This is a genomic window from Limnohabitans sp. MMS-10A-192 (assembly GCF_003063335.1).
Classification (GTDB): Bacteria; Pseudomonadota; Gammaproteobacteria; order Burkholderiales; family Burkholderiaceae_C; genus Limnohabitans_A.
The window spans coordinates 52,679-72,305 of sequence record NZ_NERX01000004.1; the positions used below are offsets into that span (position 1 = coordinate 52,679).

General features: G+C 59.6%; 22 protein-coding genes and 2 tRNA genes. 10 read left to right on the plus strand and 14 right to left on the minus strand.

The genetic code is table 11. The annotated features are described in order from the left end of the window. Positions 1 to 3: 3 nt before the first annotated feature. Positions 4 to 843 carry a peptidylprolyl isomerase gene (locus B9Z43_RS09425; RefSeq protein WP_108324797.1) on the plus strand — a complete coding sequence of 280 codons (840 nt, stop codon included), beginning with the start codon at positions 4 to 6 and terminating at the stop codon, positions 841 to 843. Between the two features lie 370 nt (positions 844 to 1,213). Here the strand turns inward: B9Z43_RS09425 and metK are convergent, their stop codons facing one another. The 7 genes from metK to B9Z43_RS09460 form a co-directional block, all read right to left on the minus strand. Further along, positions 1,214 to 2,395 (minus strand): methionine adenosyltransferase, encoded by a 1,182-nt coding sequence (metK, locus tag B9Z43_RS09430; RefSeq protein ID WP_108324799.1) that lies wholly within the window; start codon positions 2,393 to 2,395, stop codon positions 1,214 to 1,216. 202 nt (positions 2,396 to 2,597) lie between these two features. Then, on the minus strand, positions 2,598 to 3,221 hold the full coding sequence (locus B9Z43_RS09435; RefSeq protein ID WP_108324801.1) for a 50S ribosomal protein L25/general stress protein Ctc: 624 nt from the start codon (positions 3,219 to 3,221) through the stop codon (positions 2,598 to 2,600). A 100-nt stretch (positions 3,222 to 3,321) separates the two neighbouring features. Then, positions 3,322 to 4,299 (minus strand): ribose-phosphate pyrophosphokinase, encoded by a 978-nt coding sequence (locus B9Z43_RS09440; RefSeq protein WP_369910154.1) that lies wholly within the window; start codon positions 4,297 to 4,299, stop codon positions 3,322 to 3,324. 42 nt (positions 4,300 to 4,341) lie between these two features. Beyond that, positions 4,342 to 4,418, minus strand: a tRNA-Gln gene (locus B9Z43_RS09445). A gap of 27 nt (positions 4,419 to 4,445) precedes the next feature. Next, positions 4,446 to 5,297, minus strand: a complete 852-nt coding sequence (gene ispE / locus B9Z43_RS09450; protein ID WP_108324804.1) for a 4-(cytidine 5'-diphospho)-2-C-methyl-D-erythritol kinase — start codon at positions 5,295 to 5,297, stop codon at positions 4,446 to 4,448. A gap of 39 nt (positions 5,298 to 5,336) precedes the next feature. Next, positions 5,337 to 5,813, minus strand: a complete 477-nt coding sequence (locus B9Z43_RS09455; RefSeq protein ID WP_108324806.1) for a lipoprotein insertase outer membrane protein LolB — start codon at positions 5,811 to 5,813, stop codon at positions 5,337 to 5,339. Further along, positions 5,810 to 7,531, minus strand: coding sequence for a tetratricopeptide repeat protein (locus tag B9Z43_RS09460; protein WP_233250079.1), 1,722 nt, complete (start codon positions 7,529 to 7,531; stop codon positions 5,810 to 5,812). Before B9Z43_RS09460 ends, B9Z43_RS09455 begins: the two co-directional genes overlap by 4 nt. 78 nt (positions 7,532 to 7,609) lie before the next feature. Here B9Z43_RS09460 and mutM point away from each other — a divergent pair, with 78 nt between their 5' ends. Both mutM and mutY read left to right on the plus strand, forming a co-directional pair. Next, positions 7,610 to 8,425 (plus strand): bifunctional DNA-formamidopyrimidine glycosylase/DNA-(apurinic or apyrimidinic site) lyase, encoded by an 816-nt coding sequence (gene mutM, locus B9Z43_RS09465; RefSeq protein WP_108324810.1) that lies wholly within the window; start codon positions 7,610 to 7,612, stop codon positions 8,423 to 8,425. Then, positions 8,410 to 9,450 (plus strand): A/G-specific adenine glycosylase, encoded by a 1,041-nt coding sequence (mutY, locus tag B9Z43_RS09470; protein WP_108324812.1) that lies wholly within the window; start codon positions 8,410 to 8,412, stop codon positions 9,448 to 9,450. Before mutM ends, mutY begins: the two co-directional genes overlap by 16 nt. A 24-nt stretch (positions 9,451 to 9,474) precedes the next feature. On the opposite strand, the gene radC is transcribed toward mutY, so the two are convergent. Further along, positions 9,475 to 10,146 carry a DNA repair protein RadC gene (gene radC / locus B9Z43_RS09475; RefSeq protein ID WP_108324814.1) on the minus strand — a complete coding sequence of 224 codons (672 nt, stop codon included), beginning with the start codon at positions 10,144 to 10,146 and terminating at the stop codon, positions 9,475 to 9,477. A gap of 130 nt (positions 10,147 to 10,276) precedes the next feature. On the opposite strand from radC, the gene B9Z43_RS09480 reads away from it, so the two are divergent. The 6 genes from B9Z43_RS09480 to B9Z43_RS17155 all read left to right on the plus strand — a co-directional run bounded on the left by B9Z43_RS09480 (position 10,277) and on the right by B9Z43_RS17155 (position 14,003). Further along, positions 10,277 to 10,720, plus strand: coding sequence for a peptidylprolyl isomerase (locus tag B9Z43_RS09480; RefSeq protein ID WP_108324816.1), 444 nt, complete (start codon positions 10,277 to 10,279; stop codon positions 10,718 to 10,720). After that, entirely contained in the window at positions 10,720 to 11,652 is a 933-nt protein-coding gene (ispH, locus tag B9Z43_RS09485) for a 4-hydroxy-3-methylbut-2-enyl diphosphate reductase (RefSeq protein ID WP_108324818.1), read from the plus strand. Before B9Z43_RS09480 ends, ispH begins: the two co-directional genes overlap by 1 nt. A gap of 190 nt (positions 11,653 to 11,842) precedes the next feature. Next, entirely contained in the window at positions 11,843 to 13,153 is a 1,311-nt protein-coding gene (serS, locus tag B9Z43_RS09490; protein ID WP_108324821.1) for a serine--tRNA ligase, read from the plus strand. 31 nt (positions 13,154 to 13,184) lie between these two features. Next, on the plus strand, positions 13,185 to 13,634 hold the full coding sequence (locus B9Z43_RS09495) for a hypothetical protein (protein ID WP_108324823.1): 450 nt from the start codon (positions 13,185 to 13,187) through the stop codon (positions 13,632 to 13,634). Between the two features lie 37 nt (positions 13,635 to 13,671). Beyond that, positions 13,672 to 13,762, plus strand: a tRNA-Ser gene (locus B9Z43_RS09500). A 73-nt stretch (positions 13,763 to 13,835) separates the two neighbouring features. Further along, a complete protein-coding gene (locus tag B9Z43_RS17155) occupies positions 13,836 to 14,003 on the plus strand; it encodes a hypothetical protein (protein ID WP_158270098.1) in 168 nt (55 codons plus the stop codon). 44 nt (positions 14,004 to 14,047) lie between these two features. Here the strand turns inward: B9Z43_RS17155 and B9Z43_RS09505 are convergent, their stop codons facing one another. From B9Z43_RS09505 to B9Z43_RS09530, 6 genes are all read right to left on the minus strand, one after another. Further along, positions 14,048 to 14,653, minus strand: a complete 606-nt coding sequence (locus tag B9Z43_RS09505; protein WP_108324826.1) for a LuxR C-terminal-related transcriptional regulator — start codon at positions 14,651 to 14,653, stop codon at positions 14,048 to 14,050. Between the two features lie 84 nt (positions 14,654 to 14,737). After that, positions 14,738 to 16,057 (minus strand): tryptophan--tRNA ligase, encoded by a 1,320-nt coding sequence (locus B9Z43_RS09510; RefSeq protein ID WP_108324829.1) that lies wholly within the window; start codon positions 16,055 to 16,057, stop codon positions 14,738 to 14,740. A 33-nt stretch (positions 16,058 to 16,090) separates the two neighbouring features. Continuing rightward, positions 16,091 to 16,753, minus strand: coding sequence for a site-2 protease family protein (locus tag B9Z43_RS09515; protein ID WP_199222289.1), 663 nt, complete (start codon positions 16,751 to 16,753; stop codon positions 16,091 to 16,093). 36 nt (positions 16,754 to 16,789) lie between these two features. Then, positions 16,790 to 17,413 (minus strand): L-threonylcarbamoyladenylate synthase, encoded by a 624-nt coding sequence (locus B9Z43_RS09520; RefSeq protein WP_108324833.1) that lies wholly within the window; start codon positions 17,411 to 17,413, stop codon positions 16,790 to 16,792. Positions 17,414 to 17,419: 6 nt separating this feature from the next. Then, the gene (locus tag B9Z43_RS09525; protein ID WP_108324835.1) at positions 17,420 to 18,316 is read right to left on the minus strand and encodes a DMT family transporter; all 897 of its coding nucleotides are present in this window, start codon (positions 18,314 to 18,316) and stop codon (positions 17,420 to 17,422) included. After that, positions 18,313 to 19,155 (minus strand): 3',5'-nucleoside bisphosphate phosphatase, encoded by an 843-nt coding sequence (locus B9Z43_RS09530; protein ID WP_108325539.1) that lies wholly within the window; start codon positions 19,153 to 19,155, stop codon positions 18,313 to 18,315. The genes B9Z43_RS09525 and B9Z43_RS09530 overlap by 4 nt, the downstream gene beginning before the upstream one ends. Positions 19,156 to 19,315: 160 nt before the next feature. On the opposite strand from B9Z43_RS09530, the gene B9Z43_RS09535 reads away from it, so the two are divergent. Beyond that, a complete protein-coding gene (locus B9Z43_RS09535; protein WP_108324837.1) occupies positions 19,316 to 19,564 on the plus strand; it encodes a YfhL family 4Fe-4S dicluster ferredoxin in 249 nt (82 codons plus the stop codon). Positions 19,565 to 19,627: the final 63 nt, after the last annotated feature.

Here is a 19,627-nt window from a genome sequence, read left to right on the forward strand (position 1 = left end):
CAAATGAAATTCAAAACCTTGACCTTGGCTTTTCAACGGACTTGTTTGGTGACCGCATGCGGCATCGTCTTGGCCGGGCAAAGTGCCTTTGCGCAGCAAGCGAATGCTGCTGCGCCGGCATTGCCCTCCGAACTGGCCATGACGATCAATGGCCTGGTCTTACCCTCGGAGCAGGGGGATTTGTTGCTGCGAGAGCAGTTGGCCCGAGGCGTGCTTGATACACCGCAGTTGCGCAACGCCATCCGCGAGACACGCATCAACCAAGCCGTTATGGCGCAAGACGCCATCAAACTGGCGCTGGACAAGGTGCCTCAGGTCAAAGCCCGTGTGGAATTGGCTCAGCAAAATGCACTGGCGCAAGCTTGGCAACAAAAAATGATGCAGGAAGCCGTGTTCACTGAAGCCGAATTGCAGGCCGAATACGCCGCACAAGTCAAAGCTTTGGGAACGCAAGAGTATCAATTGCGCCATGTTTTGGTGGTTGATGAAAAGCAAGCCCAGCAGGTGTTTTCCAAGATCAAAGCTGGCGCCAAGTTTGAAGCCCTGGCGCTGGAATCCTCGCGTGATCCAGGGACACGCGACAAAGGTGGCTTGAGCGACTGGGTCGCCGAAGGCCGTCTGGCACCCGCGATCCGGCAAGCTGTTGAAGGGCTCAAGGCTGGCCAATTGGCAGCCAAGCCCGTTCAAACACCGGCTGGCTGGCAAGTGCTGCGCCTTGAAGAAAAACGCACGTTGACCCCGCCAACCCTGGAGTCGGTCAAGCCCCAGTTGCGCCAAGCTTTGGCGCAGCGTCAGTTGCAAGCCAAACTCGCTGCCCTGCGCAGCAGCGCCAAGGTGGAATAAACACCGCGCACCGATTCAGCCCCAGTCGTCCGAAGGTGTACCCCCCCGTTGACTCCTTGTGGTCAATTGAGCGCCTTGCTTCATCACTGAAAAATCTTCCAAGACTTTTCTCTAAAAGGCATGCGTCATGGCCCCCTGCAATGCCATCTTGGTGACATGCCGAAGGCCGAATGCACACAGGTGATCTCGCGCGTTCATGTCGATGACAGCGCATGAAAATTGAAGACTGCTGGCGCAAAGAGTTCAGGGTCGTGTGCACAGTGTTCAAAGTTTGGCTGGAAGATGTTTCGATCTGGATCATGAAAAAAGCCGCTCACCTGACGGCGAGCGGCTTTGAAGGCGGTGAAGCACCGCCTTGGGGTGTGCTGTCTTACAGACCTGCAGCCGAACGCAGTGCAGCCGCCTTGTCGGTGCGCTCCCAAGTGAAGTCGGGCTCGTCGCGGCCAAAGTGGCCGTAGGCGGCGGTCTTGCTGTAGATGGGGCGCAGCAGGTCGAGCATCTGGATGATGCCTTTGGGGCGCAGGTCGAAGTGCTCGGCCACGAGTGCCGACAACTTGTCATCGCTGATCACGCCGGTACCTGCGGTGTTCACCGTGATGTTCATCGGGCGGGCCACGCCAATCGCGTAAGCCACTTGCACCTGGCACTGCGTGGCCAAGCCGGCGGCCACAATGTTCTTGGCCACATAGCGTGCGGCGTAAGCTGCAGAGCGGTCCACCTTCGATGGGTCTTTGCCCGAGAACGCGCCACCACCGTGGGGGCAAGCGCCACCGTAGGTGTCCACAATGATCTTGCGACCCGTCAAACCGCAATCGCCCTGGGGGCCGCCAATGACGAAACGGCCTGTGGGGTTGATCAAATACTTGGTGTCTTGCAGCCACTCTTTGGGCAGCACGGGCTTGATGATTTCTTCGATGATGGCTTCGGTGAAGCTGGCTTTCATCTTGGTGGCGGTCTCCGACTGGTCGGGACTGTGCTGGGTGGACAGCACCACGGTGTCGATGCTGTGTGGCTTGCCGTCCACATAACGCATGGTCACTTGGCTCTTGGCGTCAGGGCGCAGGAAGGGCAGTCGGCCGTCTTTGCGCAGCTGGGCTTGGCGCTCGACCAGACGGTGGGCGTAATAGATGGGGGCGGGCATCAGCTCAGGCGTCTCAGAGCAAGCGTAGCCAAACATCAGGCCTTGATCGCCCGCGCCGATGTTCAAGAAGTCGTCCGAGGCGTGGTCCACGCCTTGAGCGATGTCGTTGGACTGTTTGTCGTAGGCCACCAGCACGGCGCAGCCTTTGTAGTCGATGCCGTATTCGGTGTTGTCGTAGCCGATGCGCTTGATGGTGTCGCGTGCGACCTGGATGTAGTCGACGTTGGCTTGGGTGGTGATCTCACCGGCCAGCACGACCAAACCGGTGTTGGTCAGGGTTTCGGCGGCCACGCGGCTCAGCGGGTCTTGCTCGAAGATCGCGTCCAGGATCGCGTCGGAGATCTGGTCGGCAACCTTGTCGGGGTGGCCTTCCGAGACGGATTCGGAGGTGAACAGAAAGTCGTTGGACATGAAAAAGGCTCCTAAAGTTTCAGTGGTTTGTCGGCGTTGCCGACCCTGATAACCCGGAGCCTGGCGAACGCTTTAGCAGGATTTATGAATCGCCCTGCAAGTAGTTCAGTTAACTCGGCGATGAATGAATTATAGCAACCCAATGCAAAAGGCCCGCTTGCGCGGGCCTTTTGACGAGAGGCTTGGAGCCAGAAGCAAAAGATTACTTCTTGCCTTTTTTGCCTTTGGCGTCTTCAGCAGGTGCTGTGGGAGCGGCCACAACTTCTTCGACAAACGCCACCACGGACACCAGAACGGGGTTCTTTTTGCCATGGGTCACTGGCTTGCAGCCTGTGGGCAATGTGATGTCGTTCAAGTGCAGAGAGTTGCCCTTGGTCAGGCCCTTCAGATCCACAGCGATGAATTCTGGCAAGTTGGCAGGCAAGCAAGCCACTTCGATTTCGGTCACGACGTGGTTGATCGTGCACTTGTCTGTCTTGACGGCTTCGGATTCTTCTTCACCGCTGAAGTGCAATGGCACTTTCATGTGCAAAGTGGTGTTGGCATCGACGCGTTGGAAGTCGATGTGCTGCACCAATTGCTTGTAGGGGTGCATCTGGTAGTCACGCAACAGCACTTGGCTGCTTTGACCGTTGAATTCCATCTCGAGGATCGAAGCGTGGAACGCTTCTTTCTTCAGGGCGTGCCACAAAGCGTTGTGGTCCAGCTCGATGAGTTGAGGGGCCGATGTGGAACCGTAAACGATGCCAGGTGTACGACCGGAATTGCGGAGACGGCGGCTCGCACCCGTGCCCTGCTTAGCGCGCTCAAAAGCGACAAATTTCATAACTATCTCCATCAAAGGGCTCACCGCGACCAGTGATGCCCTGACTCAAAAAAGCCTGCCAGTCCACTGGGACGGCAGGCCGCTTGTGGCCCGAACAGAATCAGATTTGATCCGAGAACAGGCTCATCACCGACTCTCCGTTGGCGATCCGGTGCATCGTTTCAGCGATCAGCGGGGCCACAGACAGTTGGCGAATCTTGGTGCAGGCGGCAGCTTGTGCCGTCAGCGGAATGGTGTTGGTCACAACGACTTCGTCCAGGGCGTCGCCCTTGGAGATCCGGTCGATGGCCGGACCGGAGAAGATCGGGTGTGTGCAGTAGGCATAAACCTTTTTCGCGCCGCGCTCTTTGAGCACTTCGGCCGCTTTGACCAAGGTGCCCGCGGTGTCGATCATGTCGTCCATGATCACGCAGTTGCGACCTTCGATCTCTCCGATCACGTGCATGACTTCGCTCACGTTGGCTTTGGGTCGGCGCTTGTCGATGATGGCCAGATCGCAACCGAGTTGCTTGGCCAGAGCGCGGGCACGCACCACGCCGCCCACGTCGGGCGATACGACGATCAGGTCTTCGTAGTTTTTCTGGCGCAGATCACCCAGCAAAACAGGGGAAGCGTAGATGTTGTCGACGGGGATGTCGAAGAAGCCTTGAATCTGGTCAGCGTGCAAATCCATGGTCAGGACGCGGTCAACGCCCACGGCTTGCAGCATATTGGCCACCACCTTGGCCGTGATGGGTACACGCGAAGAGCGTGGGCGGCGGTCTTGGCGGGCGTAGCCAAAATAGGGGATGACAGCGCTGATGCGGCCGGCCGATGCGCGCTTGAGCGCGTCGACCATGATCAGCAGTTCCATCAGGTTTTCGTTGGTCGGGGCGCAGGTGGACTGCACCACGAAGACTTCACGTGCACGGACGTTTTGCTTGAGTTCGACGGTGACTTCACCGTCAGAGAAGCGGCCCACATCGGCAGCGCCCAGCTGGGTACCCAGGTGGTGAGCGATTTCGGCAGCCAAAACAGGATTGGCATTGCCGGTGAACAGCATGAAGTCGGGGGTGTGAGAAGCAGGCTGCATGGGCATTCCAGCGATCAGAAAAATGGGGCCTGTACGATTGAACGTATTTGGCAGGGGAGAAAGGATTCGAACCTTTGCATGCCGGAATCAAAATCCGGTGCCTTAACCAACTTGGCGACTCCCCTACACAGGTTGACTGCTGAAACAGCGGCCTACCGATAATTGTCGCTGGGTGCCCAACCTACGAGAGGATGAACATCCAAATTGCTGCATTTGCGCACTTGCCAGTGGTCTGGGACCGAGACTGGCGCTGAGCCTGGTGTGCAGCGTGCAAACACTGCGCTGCCAGAACCTGTCATTCTTCCGTTCAGTCCTGCATGGCTGAGCACTTGAAGTGCTTGCTTGACATCAGGGCAGAGGGCTTCTGCGACAGGTTGCAGATCATTGTGACCGAAGTCATATGTGTCTGCAGCGAAGACCGCTATTGTAGCAGCATTTGTGGACCGTTGAAGCTCAGGCGCAGCAAAAATTTGAGAAGTTTCGATCCCCGCTGCTGGTTTGATGACCCAAAACTGCGCTGGAGGCAGCTCAATCGGGGTGATTTGCTCGCCCACGCCTTCGACCCAGGCATTGCGCCCGCGCAGAAAAAACGGCACATCGGCGCCCAGTTGCAAGCCCAGCTTTTCCAGCGTGGGCAAGTCCAGGCGCAGGTCCCACAGCTGGTTCAGAGCCAGCAAACAGGTGGCCGCATCGGAGGAGCCGCCGCCCATGCCTGCCTGAGCGGGGATGCGTTTTTCAACCGCGATGTGCACGCCCTGCGTGCAGCCGGTGTGTTGTTGCAGCAGGCGTGCTGCGCGCGTGATCAGGTCATCTGCGGGCAGTTTCACCGTGAGGTCTTCGCGCGAAATCTGACCGTCCGAGCGTTTTTCAAAATGCAGGGTGTCGCACCAGTCGATCAGCATGAACACCGATTGCAGCAGGTGGTAGCCGTCGGGGCGGCGACCTGTGATGTGCAAAAACAGGTTCAGCTTGGCGGGAGCGGGGACATCGAACAGCGATTTCATCCGGTGATTATCGCCAGAGCCGAGGGCGGGCTGTGGGCCTTATTGATCGAGCACGATGCGCAAGGCCGCAGCGGGCGCGGGCTGCGTGCGTTGCGCTTGCAAGTGGCCTTGTGCATGACCCGACAAGTCGGCTTGCCAGCCCTGCACCTGGGCAGGCCGTCCGGCCAGCCATTCAAACAAAGCCGCAATGGGCAGTGCCGTCCCCGTCAGTCGTTCGCTCAGGCTGGACAGGTTGTTGCTTTGCACGCTGCCGCCGGATTGCTCCAGCCGAGCGGCGATGGGTGTCCAGCTGAGCTTGGCCAATGTGGTGCCTATGGGGCTGAGCAGCAGCAGCTCACCTTGCTCGGCCGTGCCTTGGAGCTCAAAGTTGGCGAACCATTGCTGTGGCGGCTCGGACAGCACTTGCAGTGCCAGACGCCCTGACCAGAAGGCATCGGTTTGGACAGGCGGCCTAGGTGTGGCGCAGCCTGTCAAAGTCCATGCGAAGAGCAGGATGCCAGCGCGTCGCCAGTTCATGGCTTGAAGTTAAAACGCTTGAGGGTGTCGAGCAAAGTCTCGTTGTCGGCCTTGAGCAGCAGGCCTTCGCGCCAGATGGCGCCAGCCTCTTGGGTTTGGCCCATCGTCCAAAGCACTTCACCTAGATGCGCGGCAATTTCGGCATCGGGCTTGGTTTTGTAAGCCGCCTGCAGGATTTTCAGTGCCTCGGAGTTTTGGCCCTGGCGAAAAGCCACCCAACCCAAGCTGTCCTGAATGTAGGGGTCTTGCGGCGCCAGCGCGACGGCTTGTTCAATCAACTGGCGCGCCTCAGGCAGGCGCACATGGCGATCCGCCAGTGAATAACCCAGCGCATTGAAGGCTTGGGGGTCTTTGGGGCGGAGTTTCATGACCAGTCTCAGCAGACGTTCCATTTCGTCGTGGCGCTGGAGTTTTTCGGTCACCATGGCCAATTCGGTCGCCAGGTCTGCGTCTTCAGGGCTTTCTTTCAAGGCGGCTTGAACCAAAGGGTAGGCGTGGGCCGATTGCAAGTGCTCGCGCAACCATTGGGATTGGGCCAGTGTTTTGCGCTTCGCTTGTTCGGGTGTGTTGGTCTTGACCTGTGTCAGAACCAAGCGCGCCTCGCCCATGCGGCCTTGTTGGGCCAGCAAGTCGGCTTGACGGCTGGCCAGTTTGATCGGGTCTGCCGTGGCGGGCATCTGGGCCAGCCATTTTTGGGCTTGATCGAGCTGGCCTTGGCGTTGCGCGATTTGCGACAGGGTCATCAGTGCTTCGGCTTGTCCGGCTTGTTGTTCGGGCGCTGTGTTTTTGGCGTTGAGCTGCACAAAGTGGCTCAGGTGCTGCTGGGCTTCGGCGGTTTGTCCCATGTCTTGCAGCAGCAGGCCTCGGATCAGCCAGCCTTCGGCAAACTCGGGGTGCTTGCTATTGAGTTGCGTCAGCTCTTGCAAGGCTTTGCTGAACTGCTGCTGAGAGATCAAGGTGCGTGCATAGCCCAAGCGCAACTCTGGCAACACACTGCCTTGCATGGCGTCGTCCAGCATGGCTTGCAGTTTGGGGTTGTCGCTGCCCATCAGGCTCAGACCCAAAATGATGGGGCCAGGGGCTGACTTGTCCGCTTGACGGGCTTTGAGCGCTGCTTCGATGGCCAGGTTTTCTTGTCCTGCATCGCGTCGCATGCGCCCGATGGTGGTCCATGCGGTCACGGCCGTAGGCGCTTGCACGATGAATTTGGCAAGCGCCTTTTCAACGACTTCGACGGCGCGATTTTTGTCTTGAAGAGGGGCAAAAAGGCGTGGCACGGAAGCGATGGCACCACCGAGCTCCGCGCTTGGCAATTCACTCAGTGAGACTGTCAGGGCTTGGCCCGCTTCATCGGGGCGGTTGAGTGCCAACAAGATTTGCAAAATGAAGCGGTTGGGCTCTTTGTCTTGAGGCAGTTCACGCTTCCAGGTTTGGGCCGCTTGCAAAGCGGCATCGCCCGATCGGGCCTGCAAGGCAATGTCCACAGCCCTTTGAAACAGTGCGCGATCCCGGGTTTTGCGTGCTGCATCCAACACCATGGAAAAGCCAGCGCCAGCAGAGCCTTCGCGCACATTGAGCTCGCCCAGCAGAACTTGGTAGAACAGCACGGCATCCAGCGCAGAGGCAGCTGGGGGGGGTACTGCCTTGGGGTCTGCGGGTTGGGCCCAAGCACCGACGATGCAAGAGGACAAGATGGCGAGGCGGAACCAGAATTTCATGCAGACCATCATAATCCAGACACCTTTTCAAAACAGCGTGTATGCCGTCGAAAGCCATGGCATGCACGGGACAAATCCATGCCCGAACTCCCGGAAGTTGAAGTCACCCGCCGCAGCTTTGCAGACCGCATACAGTCGGCCCGCATTGTGGACTTGCGCATGGGCAAACCTCTGCGCTGGCCCTTGGGTGTGACGCCGCTCAGTCTGCAGGGGCGCCACGTGGTGGGTGTACGCCGGCGCGGCAAGTACCTGCTGCTCGATCTGGATGAGGGTTTGTTGTTGCTGCACTTGGGCATGTCGGGCAGTTTGAATTTCGCGCCTGTTCAGCCTGAGGCCGGGCCGCACGACCACATGGACTTGGTGACCGACAAAGGCGTGCTGCGTTTGCACGATCCGCGCCGCTTTGGTGCGGTGGTGTGGGCGCCTTCAGAAAGCGCTGCGCAAGCGCAAAAGTTGCTCGGCCATTTGGGTGTGGAACCCTTGGACGGTGGTTTTGAGGTGAAGGCTTTCGCATTGGCGCTGAAAAAACGCCAGTCGGCCATCAAGCAGGTTTTGCTGGCGGGCGACATCGTCGTCGGGGTGGGCAATATTTATGCCTCCGAAGCCTTGTTCATGGCGGGTATTCGGCCCACCACCCAAGCGGCCCGCTTGTCCAAACCGCGCGTGGCCCGCTTGCATGCCGCGATTGTTCAGGTCCTGACGCGGGCCGTGCAGCAAGGCGGCAGCACGCTCAAGGATTTTGTGAGCGCCGAAGGCCGCACCGGGTATTTCCAGCTGGAAGCCGCTGTGTATGGCCGTGCTGGCGCGCCTTGCCGGGTCTGTGCAACGCCGATTCGTTCTTTGCTGCAAGGTCAGCGCACCACTTTTTATTGCCTCACATGCCAGAAACCTTGATGCCCTTGCCCGCCGACTTTGCCCGCCACATGGTGGACTGGCAGCGCCAACATGGCCGCCAGAGCCTGCCTTGGCAAAACACGCAAGACCCTTACCGCGTCTGGTTGTCCGAGATCATGTTGCAGCAAACGCAAGTGAGCACGGTGCTGGATTATTTCCCGCGGTTCTTGAGTCGCTTTCCGGATGTGGCGGCCTTGGCTGCTGCCGAACAAGACGATGTGTTGGCGCTGTGGAGCGGTCTGGGCTACTACAGCCGTGCCCGTAACCTGCACCGCTGCGCACAGGACGTCATGGCGCGGTTTGGCGGGGCGTTTCCGCAGCAAGCTGAAGCCTTGCAGACTTTGCCTGGCATAGGGCGCTCAACAGCCGCCGCCATTGCCGCCTTTTGCTTTCAGGAGCGTGCGGCGATTTTGGATGGCAACGTCAAACGGGTGCTGACCCGTGTGCTGGGCTATGCCGATGACCTGGCGGTTGCCAAAAACGAAAAGGCACTTTGGGCTTTGGCACAAGACCTTTTGCCCGCCAAGCCCGGCGACATGCCGCGCTACACCCAGTCCTTGATGGATTTGGGCGCCACGGTTTGTTTGCCGCGCAAGACGCAATGTGAGGTCTGCCCAGTCGCCCGCTTGTGCGCAGCCAAGAGGCAAGGGGAGCCTTTGGCGTACCCGGTCAAGACCCGCAAACTCAAGCGCAGCAGCGCCACGCTGTGGTTGCTGTGGGCTGTGAATGCCAAGGGCCAGGTCTGGTTGCAAAAGCGCCCCGACAAAGGCATCTGGGCTGGCCTGTTCAGCTTGCCGGTGTTTGACACGGAGGATGCCTTGCTGGCAGCTTGGCCACAGGGGCAGGATGCGCGGTACATCACGCCATGGAAGCATGTGCTGACCCACCGTGATTTGCATTTGCACCCGGTGTGTTTGACCGCCGCAGGCAAGAGCGAGCCCACTTGCGAAGGCCAGTGGGTGGATGCAAAGGCCTGGCCGGACTTGGGCTTGCCTGCACCCATTCGGCAATTGCTTCAAATGTGATGCGCTCGCCCAACCCCGGGGCGATCACAAAAGGCCTTGCTCGGCCATCGACAGCGATTGCCCCTGCCCGACGATGATGTGGTCCAGCACCCGCACATCCACCAGGGCCAGGGAGGCTTTGAGGTTTTGCGTCAAAGCCTCGTCGGCGCGGCTGGGTTGCACCGAGCCGCTGGGGTGGTTGTGCGAGAGCACCACGGCGGCAGCTTGGTGGTGCAGGGCGCGCAGGACGACTTCGCGGGGGTACACACTGGTCTGGCTGAGCGTGCCGCGAAAAAGCTCTTCCATGGCCAGCAGCCGGTTCTGGCTGTCCAGAAACAGCACGGCGAAGACCTCGTGGTTTTTGTGAGCCAGTTGCAGCTGCAGGTACTGCTTGACGGCATCGGGCGTGTGAAAGGCTTCGCGCTCTTGCAGGCGCTGAAGCATGGCGCGGCGGGCGATTTCAAACACGGCCAGCAGCTCGGCCTGTTTGGCAGGCCCCAGGCCTTTGACCAGTTTGAGTGAGGCAGGCGTAGCTTGCAAAAGCCCCGCGATGCCGTTCGCGGCCAGCAACTCTTGGGAGAGTTCAAAAACGTTCTTGCCCGCCATGCCGGTGCGCAGCAAGATGGCCAGAAGCTCGACATCGCTCAGGGCCTGTGGGCCTCGGGCGAGCAGTTTTTCGCGTGGCCGCGCACCTGGCGGCAAGTCCTTGATGCCCATTTGAAGCCCCTCCCTGGAGCAGCCTTGTGGCTGACAAGCCCCCATGAAGGGGACGGGTCAGCCTGGCTTTTTACAATAGTGGCTTCTTTATGCCCGTTTGCCCGCTTTGGCGGCATTCCAGAAAACCCTTATGTCCACAGTCCAACCCGGTTCCTTTTTGACGCTTCACTACCGCCTGGCGGGGCCGCAAGGGGACATCATCAACACCTTCAACGAAAAGCCTGCCACCTTGTCGCTGGGCTCTGGCGAGCTGACGCCAGGCATGGAGCAGCGCCTGATGGGGCTGGCCGAAGGCACCCGCACCGTGCTCGACTTGCCCGCAGGCGAGGCTTTTGGTGACCACAACCCCGACATGCAGCAGTGGGTGGCCCGCAAGCTGCTCAACGAGCTGGGCGACCCGATGGAAAAGTACGCCGCAGGCGATGTGGTGCAGTTCCCCACGCCCGACGGCATGGGCACGTATGCGGGCACGGTCTTGCAGGTGGGTGACGATGGCGCGGTGCTGTTTGACTTCAACCACCCGCTGGCGGGTCAACCGGTGACTTTCGAAGTTCAGCTGATTGGGGTGCTGTGATGACATCTGAAATTTTATTGGCCGAGCCGCGTGGCTTTTGTGCGGGTGTGGACAGGGCGATCGACATCGTCGAGCACGCGCTGGCCAAGTTTGGTCGCCCGATTTATGTGCGCCACGAGATCGTGCACAACACCTATGTGGTCAACGACCTCAAGGACAAGGGCGCGATATTCATCGAAGAGTTGTCCGAAGTGCCGCCCGGTGCAACGCTGATCTTCAGCGCCCACGGCGTGAGCCTGGCGGTGCAGCAAGAGGCGCAGCAGCGGGGCTTTCGCATTTTTGATGCCACTTGCCCCTTGGTGAGCAAGGTGCATGTGGAGCTGGCCAAGCTGCACAAAGAAGGCTACGAGTTCATCATGATCGGCCACAAGGGCCATCCCGAGGTGGAAGGCACCATGGGCCAGCTCGACAGCGGCATCCACTTGGTGGAAGACGTGACCGATGTGGCCAAAGTACAGCCCGGCCAGACCGAGAAGCTGGCGGTGGTGACGCAAACCACGCTGAGCGTGGACGATGCCGCGGAGATCGTGGCGGCTGTCAAAGCCCGCTTTCCACAAGTGCGCGAACCCAAACAGCAAGACATTTGCTACGCCACCCAGAACCGCCAGGATGCGGTCAAGCTGCTCAGCCCACAAGTGGATGTGGTGATCGTGGTGGGCAGCCCGACCAGCTCCAACAGCAACCGCCTGCGCGAGCTGGCTGACCGTTTGGGTACGCCGGCTTACATGGTGGACAGCGCGGCGGATCTGGACCCCGCTTGGTTTGAAAACGCTCAAAAAGTCGGCTTGACCGCTGGTGCTTCGGCTCCCGATGTGCTGGTGCAAGAGGTGATCCAGCGTCTGCGCGATCTGGGCGCGGTGTCGGTGCGCACGCTGGACGGGATTCAGGAAACCATCAAGTTCCCGCTGCCCAAAGGGCTCAAGCTGGATTGAATCTCTGTTGCCCTCGTCATGTTCTGCGGATCAAGAGGCCACGCCTTGTGGGTGAAGATGTCATACCCGGCTTGACCGGGTATCCATGGTCGTCGAAGTCATGGACCCCCGATCCAGTCGAGGGTGACATTCCCTGGTCATGTCTGCGGATGTGCTCACTCAGGCGCTTGGGGTTCACTACAATGCGAACATGCTTGATATTGTTCTTCTCCGCAAAGATCTGGACGCTGCTGTGGCGCGTTTGCAGACCCGTAAAAATCCCCAGCCCTTCCTGAATGTGGACGCTTTCCGTGCTTTGGAAGGCGAGCGCAAGACGCTGCAGACCCGCACCGAAGAGTTGCAAAGCCAGCGCAACAGCCTGTCCAAGCAAATTGGCATGTTCAAGGGCAAAGGCCAGCACGCCGAAGCCGATGCGGCCATGGCTCAAGTGGCCTCCATCAAGGACGAGCTGGACGCTTCTGCCCAGCGTCTGGATGCGCTCCAGGCCGAGCTGCAGACCTTGTTGCTGGCGGTGCCCAATTTGCCGCACGAGAGCGTGCCGGTGGGCGCGGACGAGCACGGCAACGTGGAAGTGCGCCGTTGGGGCACGGTCCGTGCATTTGACTTTGAAGTCAAGGACCATGTGGACATCGGTGAGAAGTTGGGCCTGGACTTTGAAACCGGCACCAAACTGAGCGGTTCACGCTTTACTTTCATGCGCGGTCCAATGGCGCAATTGCACCGCGCTTTGGCGCAGTTCATGCTCGACACCCAAACCCGCGAGCACGGGTACACCGAGTGCTATACGCCCTACATCGTGAACGCCGACACCTTGCGCGGCACGGGCCAGTTGCCCAAGTTCGAGGCCGATCTGTTTGCCGCCAACAAAGGTGGGCAAGACGGCAGCGAAGAGAGCCAGGCGCTGTACCTGATTCCCACCTCGGAAGTGACGCTGACCAACGTGGTGCGCGATGAAATTTTGGCCGAAGCCGATTTGCCCGTGAAATTGACGGCGCACACACCGTGCTTCCGCTCCGAGGCGGGCAGTGGCGGACGCGATGTGCGTGGCCTGATCCGCCAGCACCAGTTCGACAAGGTCGAGATGGTGCAGATCGTGCACCCCGAGAAAAGCGACGAAGCGCTCGAAGCCATGACAGGCCACGCCGAGGCGATCTTGCAAAAGCTGGGCTTGCCTTACCGCGTGATGAGCCTGTGCACGGGCGACATGGGCTTTGGCGCAAGCAAGACCTATGACCTGGAGGTTTGGGTCCCTGCACAGCAGACTTACCGCGAGATCAGCTCAGTGTCGAATTGCGAGGCTTTTCAGGCCCGTCGTTTGCAAGCCCGTTTCAAGAATGCGCAAGGCAAGAATGAGCTGGTGCACACTTTGAATGGTTCGGGCCTGGCCGTGGGCCGCGCCTTGGTGGCTGTGCTCGAAAACTACCAGAATGCGGATGGCTCCGTGACCGTGCCTGAAGTCTTGCGTCCCTACATGGGTGGCCAAGCTGTGCTGAGCGCCTGATTCGGGCCTGCCTCATTCAAGGAGACTGTCGATGACTTCCCGTTTGTCTTTCATGGCGGTGGTGCTGGCTCTGTTGACCGCGTGTGCCAACACGACAATGGCACCTGCTGTGAGCGCTGGTGTCGACGGCCAAGTGCCCAATGCCAACCAACTTCTGGGGCAGCTGAGCTTGCCCCCAGGCGCACGTCTGCTGAGTGACCAGTCTTTGATCATTGGCTCGGGTGACAACTGGGTGGGCCGTGTGGTGCTCGATGTGGGCCGCAATCCGGACACCGCCTACGGGTTCTTTCTGGAGAGCTACCCCCCGCAGGGTTGGGCGGTGGTGTCGGCTGTGCGAGGCAAAACGAGCCTGTTGGTTTTGACCCGTCAGGAGCGCACGGCAACGGTGGAATTGATCGATGGCGGCCTGTTAGGCACCAGTCAGATCGTTTTGACCATGGCGCCGCGCAATGCCACGGTGATGTTGCCCAAAAAGCCCTGAGTGCTCTGATAGAATCTGAGGCTCGACAAGATACTCAGGAGCGATGGCAGAGTGGTCGAATGCGCCGGACTCGAAATCCGGTATACGGTTATACCGTATCGAGGGTTCGAATCCCTCTTGCTCCGCCAATACAAAAAACCCCGCACTGCGGGGTTTTTTCTTGGTCAATGTCGAAGACTTGTTAACCATTGGACTGTGACCATGAATTTCTTGAAGCTGATTGTTGCGCTCGCACTGAGCATGTTTGTTTTGTCCGGATGCACTTTGTTGGCGATTGCTGATGCTGCGGGTTCTGCCGTGGTTTATGGCGTCAAGACCACTGTCAATGTGCTGGATGCGGTGACGCCCGACATCGTCAACAAGAAGTAAAAAAGCCCCGCATTGCGGGGCTTTTTGACAAGAGCGATGTTGGCTTAAATGCCCAGCCATCCGTTGGTGCGTGCGAAGTGCAAGGCCTGTGTGCGGCTGTTGACGCCCAAGCGGCGGAACAAGCGCCAGAAGTGCACCTTGACGGTGTGCTCACTGATGCTGAGTTTCTCGGCGATGTCGCGGTTGGACAAACCCTGGTCCAACATCAAGATCAATTGCTTTTGGCGCTTGGAGAGTTTGGTTGGGCCTGCCGTGGGGTTGGCCGCTTCTTCTTCGGACTCTTCCTCGGTGATCAACAAGGAGCGCAGGGCTGCAATGATCTGTGTCGGGCTGTTGGATTTTTCGATGAACACATCGGCGCCGGCCTGCAGGCAGCGGTCTTCGAATTCGCTGGCGCTGGAGCTGGTCACCACAGCCAATGGCACGTCAGGGAATTTGGCCTTGAGCAACTGCACGCCAGACATGCCCAGCGTATCGGGCAGCTGTAAATCCAGGCAGAACAATTCAGCCGCACCATTCTTCTCGACCGTGGATTCGACCACGTTCAATTTGTGGATTGGAATGATTTTCAGACCTGGTTTGACGCGATGAACCAGCATGGTCAGCGCGTCGCGCATCAGGGGGTGGTCGTCGATGACGTAAACAGTCATGATTTGAATCTCGGTGTTAGTCGGAAAGTATAAGGATACCAGCTATTTCAGAGTTTTGCAGAAATTTCGTTGAAATCTATAAAATCATTTTATGAATTTTTCGTTGGCAGTTTCGAGTATTTTTAGGCTTTCAGCGAGCAGTGCCTGCATGTGCTGGCTGAGTGGCTCTACGTGTGAAATCAATTGTTCCAGACAGTTGATGCCTTCGGTTTTCAAAAGAGCGATGGTCTGAGCCGCTTCTTTGGGCGAAGCAAATCCCTTGCTTTGCAGCAGCAACTGGCCTTGCGCATCGACCATCTTGAAATAGAACTGGCCGTCTTTTTCGCGGTATTGCTTGAAGCTGGGCAGTGCCACTTTGCTTTCTTTGGCGCCGGATGCGCTGGTGCCTGAAGACAGGGCGCGCAGGCCCACCGCATGGCGCAATTCCTTGATGAAAGGCGTGGCCATCTGGCGGGCTTTGTCGGCACCGGCCAGCAAGATCTGGTCGAGCTTGGCGGGGTTGTTGATCAGTTCCTGGTACTGCTCGCGCATCGGTGCGATTTCGCGGTCGATGCGCTCGAACAGCACTTGTTTGGCATCGCCCCAGGCGATGCCCTCTGCATAGGCTTTGGCCAGAGCGGCCGTTTCTTCAGCGCTGGCAAAGGCTTGGTAAATCTGGAACAACGCGGAGCCTTCCGTGCTCTTGGCTTCGCCAGGGGCTTTGGAGTCGGTGACGATGCTGGCGATTTGTTTGCGCATTTGCGCAGCAGGTGCAAACAGCGGGATGGTGTTGTCGTAGCTCTTGCTCATCTTGCGGCCATCCAGCCCGGGCAAGAGGGCGACCGACGCTTCGACCACCGCTTCGGGCAACACAAAGTGTTCGCCATACAGGTGGTTGAAGCTGGAGGCCATGTCGCGCGCCATCTCGATGTGCTGGATCTGGTCGCGACCCACCGGCACTTTGTGCGCCTTGAACATCAGGATGTCTGCGCCCATGAGCACGGGGTACATGAACAGACCGGCGGTCACATCGCTGTCGGGGTCGTGGCCTGCGGCGTTGTTTTTGTCGACGGCAGCTTTGTAGGCGTGGGCGCGGTTGAGCACCCCCTTGCCTGTCACGCAGGTCAGGAACCAGGTCAGCTCCGGGATTTCCGGGATGTCGGACTGGCGGTAAAAAGTGACCTTGTCGGTGTCCAGTCCCGAGGCGATCCAGCTGGCGGCGATCTCCAGCGTTGAGCGCTGAATGCGGGCCGGGTCATCGCATTTGATGAGCGCGTGGTAATCGGCCAGGAAATAAAAACCGTCGGTGTTCGCGTTACGGCTGGCCTGCACCGTGGGGCGGATGGCGCCCACATAGTTGCCCAGGTGGGGTGTGCCAGTGGTGGTGATGCCGGTGAGGACGCGGGTGCGTGGGGTAGAGGTCATGAAGAAGTCAGCGAATGGGTATCGGGAGGGCGATCAGCGGATCAAGGCTGCCAGCGGGCTCAACAGCAGTTTGAGCAGATCAAAGGTCACGCCAATGAGCGGTTGCATCCACAGGCTGTTGACCACGCCGGTGATGACCAAGGCCATGACGATGAAAAAGCCCCAAGGCTCGATCTTGGACACCATGAGCGCCTGGCGCCAGGGCAGCAGGCCCACCAGGATGCGGCCACCGTCCAGCGGGGGCAATGGAAACAGGTTGAAGGCGAACATGACCACATTGGTCAGCATGCCGGCTTTGCACATGTCGATGAAAAAGCGTTCACTCACACCCGCTGCAGCCAGCGCATAAAGCAAGATGCCCCACAACAGGGCTTGCAGCAAGTTGGCTGCCGGGCCTGCCAGGGCGACCCAGACCATGTCGCGCTTGGGGTGGCGCAGGTGGTCAAAACGCACCGGCACAGGCTTGGCATAGCCAAACAGGAAAGCGCCCCCCGTGCTGAAGTACAGCAGCAGCGGCATCAGTATGGTGCCTATGGGGTCGATGTGCACCAGGGGGTTGAGCGTCACGCGCCCCAGCATCGCGGCGGTGGAGTCGCCCAGACGCTGCGCGGCATAGCCGTGTGCGGCTTCGTGCAAGGTGATGGCAAAGATCACCGGCAGGGCGTAGATCAGGACGGTTTGGATGAGGTCAGACATGTTCACCCCCCGATTGTCTCAGACCAAGGCGACTGCTCAGAGTCCCAAGAGCGCGAGATCGCCTTGCCCATGGCGCAAAACCTCAGGGCTGTCGCCGCTCATGTCCACCACGGTGGTGGGCTCCAGTGAACAGGCGCCCGCATCGATGACCGCGCCCAGTTGGTGTTCTAGGCGCTCGCGGATCTCCTCCGGGTCGTTGAGTGGGCCGTCATCGCCGGGCAAGATCAAAGTGGCGGCCAGCAGCGGCGCGCCGTGCAGGGCCAGCAGTTCCTGCAGCACGGTGTGAGCGGGCACCCGCAGGCCAATGGTTTTGCGCTGGGGGTGGCTGACACGGCGTGGCACTTCTTTGGTGGCCTCCAGAATGAAGGTGAAAGGCCCCGGCGTGGCTTGCTTGATGGTGCGGAACTGTTTGTTGTCCACCCTCGCGTAATTGGCCAGCTCGCTCAGGTCGCGGCACAAAAGTGTGAGGTGGTGTTTGTCGTCCACGCCGCGCACACGGCGCAGCTGGTCCGCAGCGCTCTTGTCGTCCAAGTGGCAGACCAGGGCGTAGCTCGAATCGGTGGGCACGGCCAGCACATGGCCTTGGTTCAGCAGTTGCACCGCTTGCTTGAGCAAACGTGCCTGCGGGTTGTCGGGGTGGACGCTGAAAAATTGGGCCATGGTCGCTCAGGATTCGATGGGTTCAATCGTCACGCGATTTTCATGCACGGTCAGCCAGGCGCCCAGTGCACCGCACAAAGCGATCAGGCCCATGCCCATGAAAGTCCATTGGTCAGGCAAGTGATGAAAGACCACCCAGCCGCCCAGCACGCCAAAAGCGATCTGTGCGTACATGTAGGGCGTGAGCGTGGCCGCTGGCGCACGGCCATAGGCCAGGATCAGCAGGAAGTGGCCGATCGAGGCGAGCACGCCCATGATCAAGAGCTGCAGCCAGACGGTCCAGTCGGTCGGCATTTTCCAGACAAAGGGCAGGACCAGAGAGGCCAGGATCGTGCCGATCCAGCCGGTGTAAAAGTGCATGGTGATCGGGTCTTCGGTCTTGGTCATCTGGCTGGTCAGCAGCTGAAAGGCCGAGTTGGTGATCACCAGCGTCAAAGGCAGGACCACGGTCCAGTCAAAGTGGTGGGTGCCGGGCCGAATGATGACCAAGGTGCCGACAAAACCGCCCACCAGAAGGCTCCAGCGCAGCGGGCGTATTTTTTCCTTCAGCTTCCAGGCGGCGAACACCGTGATGACCAAAGGGGCCAGCAAGGCAATGGCCGTGAACTCGCCCACCGGCATGTACTTCAAGCTGAAAAACGCCAGGATCGAGCAGGCAAACAGCAGCAGGCCACGGGCCAGTTGAAATTTGGGGTGCCTGGTCAACAACACCCTGCGGCCACGACCAGGCCAAACCACCACCGTGGTGATGACGGCCTGGATGGCGTAGCGGAACCACAAGGCCACCAGCAAGGAAATGCTGGTGCTGATGTGGCGGGTGGTGGTGTCCAGTGTGGCAAAACAGGCCAGGGCCAGCACAACCAGGCCGATGCCTTGCAAGGTGTTGGGGGCAGGTCTTCTCACTGGATGCGATCGGCCAGCAGTTCCCACACCGGGGTCAGCTTGCCAGGCAGCATGGGCAGGGTGCCCAGATCGATGCGGCTTTCGTCGGGGCTGTGGAAGTCGCTGCCGCGCGAGGCGGCCAGGCCAAACTCCAGCGCGGTCTCGGCGTAGCGCACAGCCTCTTGCGAGGAGTGGCTGCCGGTGATGACTTCCACACCGCGACCGCCGTGGGTCTTGAACTCGCTGAACAGGGCGTACTCTTCGTTGGGCGTGAAGCCGTAGCGCGCAGGGTGTGCGATCACGGCCATGCCACCGGCATCGGTGATCCATTGCACCGCATCCTGCAAGCGTGCCCAGCGGTGGGGCACGTAGCCGGGCTTGCCTTCGGTCAGGAATTTGCGGAACACCTCGGAGGTGTCTGTGCACACGCCAGAATCAACCAGGTGACGGGCAAAGTGGGTGCGCGAGATCAACTCGGGGTTGCCCACGTACTGCAGTGCGCCTTCGTAGGCGTTCAAGATGCCGACCTTGGCCAGGCCATCGGACATTTCCTGGGCGCGTTCGCTGCGCCCACCCCGCGTGCGGCGCAAGCCTTCAACCAGTGCGCTGTTGTGCGCATCAAAGCCCAGGCCCACGATGTGCACGGTGTGGTTGGCAAAAGTGACGGAAATTTCGGTGCCCGTGAGGTAGGGCATGCCTTGTGCGCGGGCGGCCGCCAGAGCGCGGTCCTGGCCACCCACTTCGTCGTGGTCGGTCAAGGCCCAGAGTTCGACCCCATTGGCTTTGGCGCGTTCGGCCAGGACTTCAGGGGTGAGGGTGCCGTCAGAGACAACGGAATGGCAGTGCAGGTCAGCGTTCATGATGTATTCCACAGGTTCATTTTAGGCCCAGAGCCTGCGGACCCCTTTGCTGTTGTGGAATTTGTGTTTTTCCCCAACAGCCCTGCCCGTGGGCGGGTTGGCGTCACTCGCCGATAATCGTGGGCATGAACCTGATTGCGAATTTTGTGGAGCCCACGCCATGGCTTTGATGATCACCGACGAATGCATCAACTGCGATGTGTGCGAGCCCGAGTGCCCCAATCAGGCGATTTATCTGGGCGAAGAAATTTACGAAATCGACCCGAGCAAATGCACCGAGTGCGTCGGGCACTTTGACGAGCCCCAATGCGTGCAGGTCTGCCCCGTGGCCTGCATCCCGGTGAACCCCCAGCACGTGGAGACCTCAGAATCCCTCTGGGCCAAATACCGCCGCTTGCAGGCCCAGTGAGGCCACTTTCGAACCGCGACGCTGAAAATCATCGTTGCGTTCTTTTCAGATCATCGCGAGCCA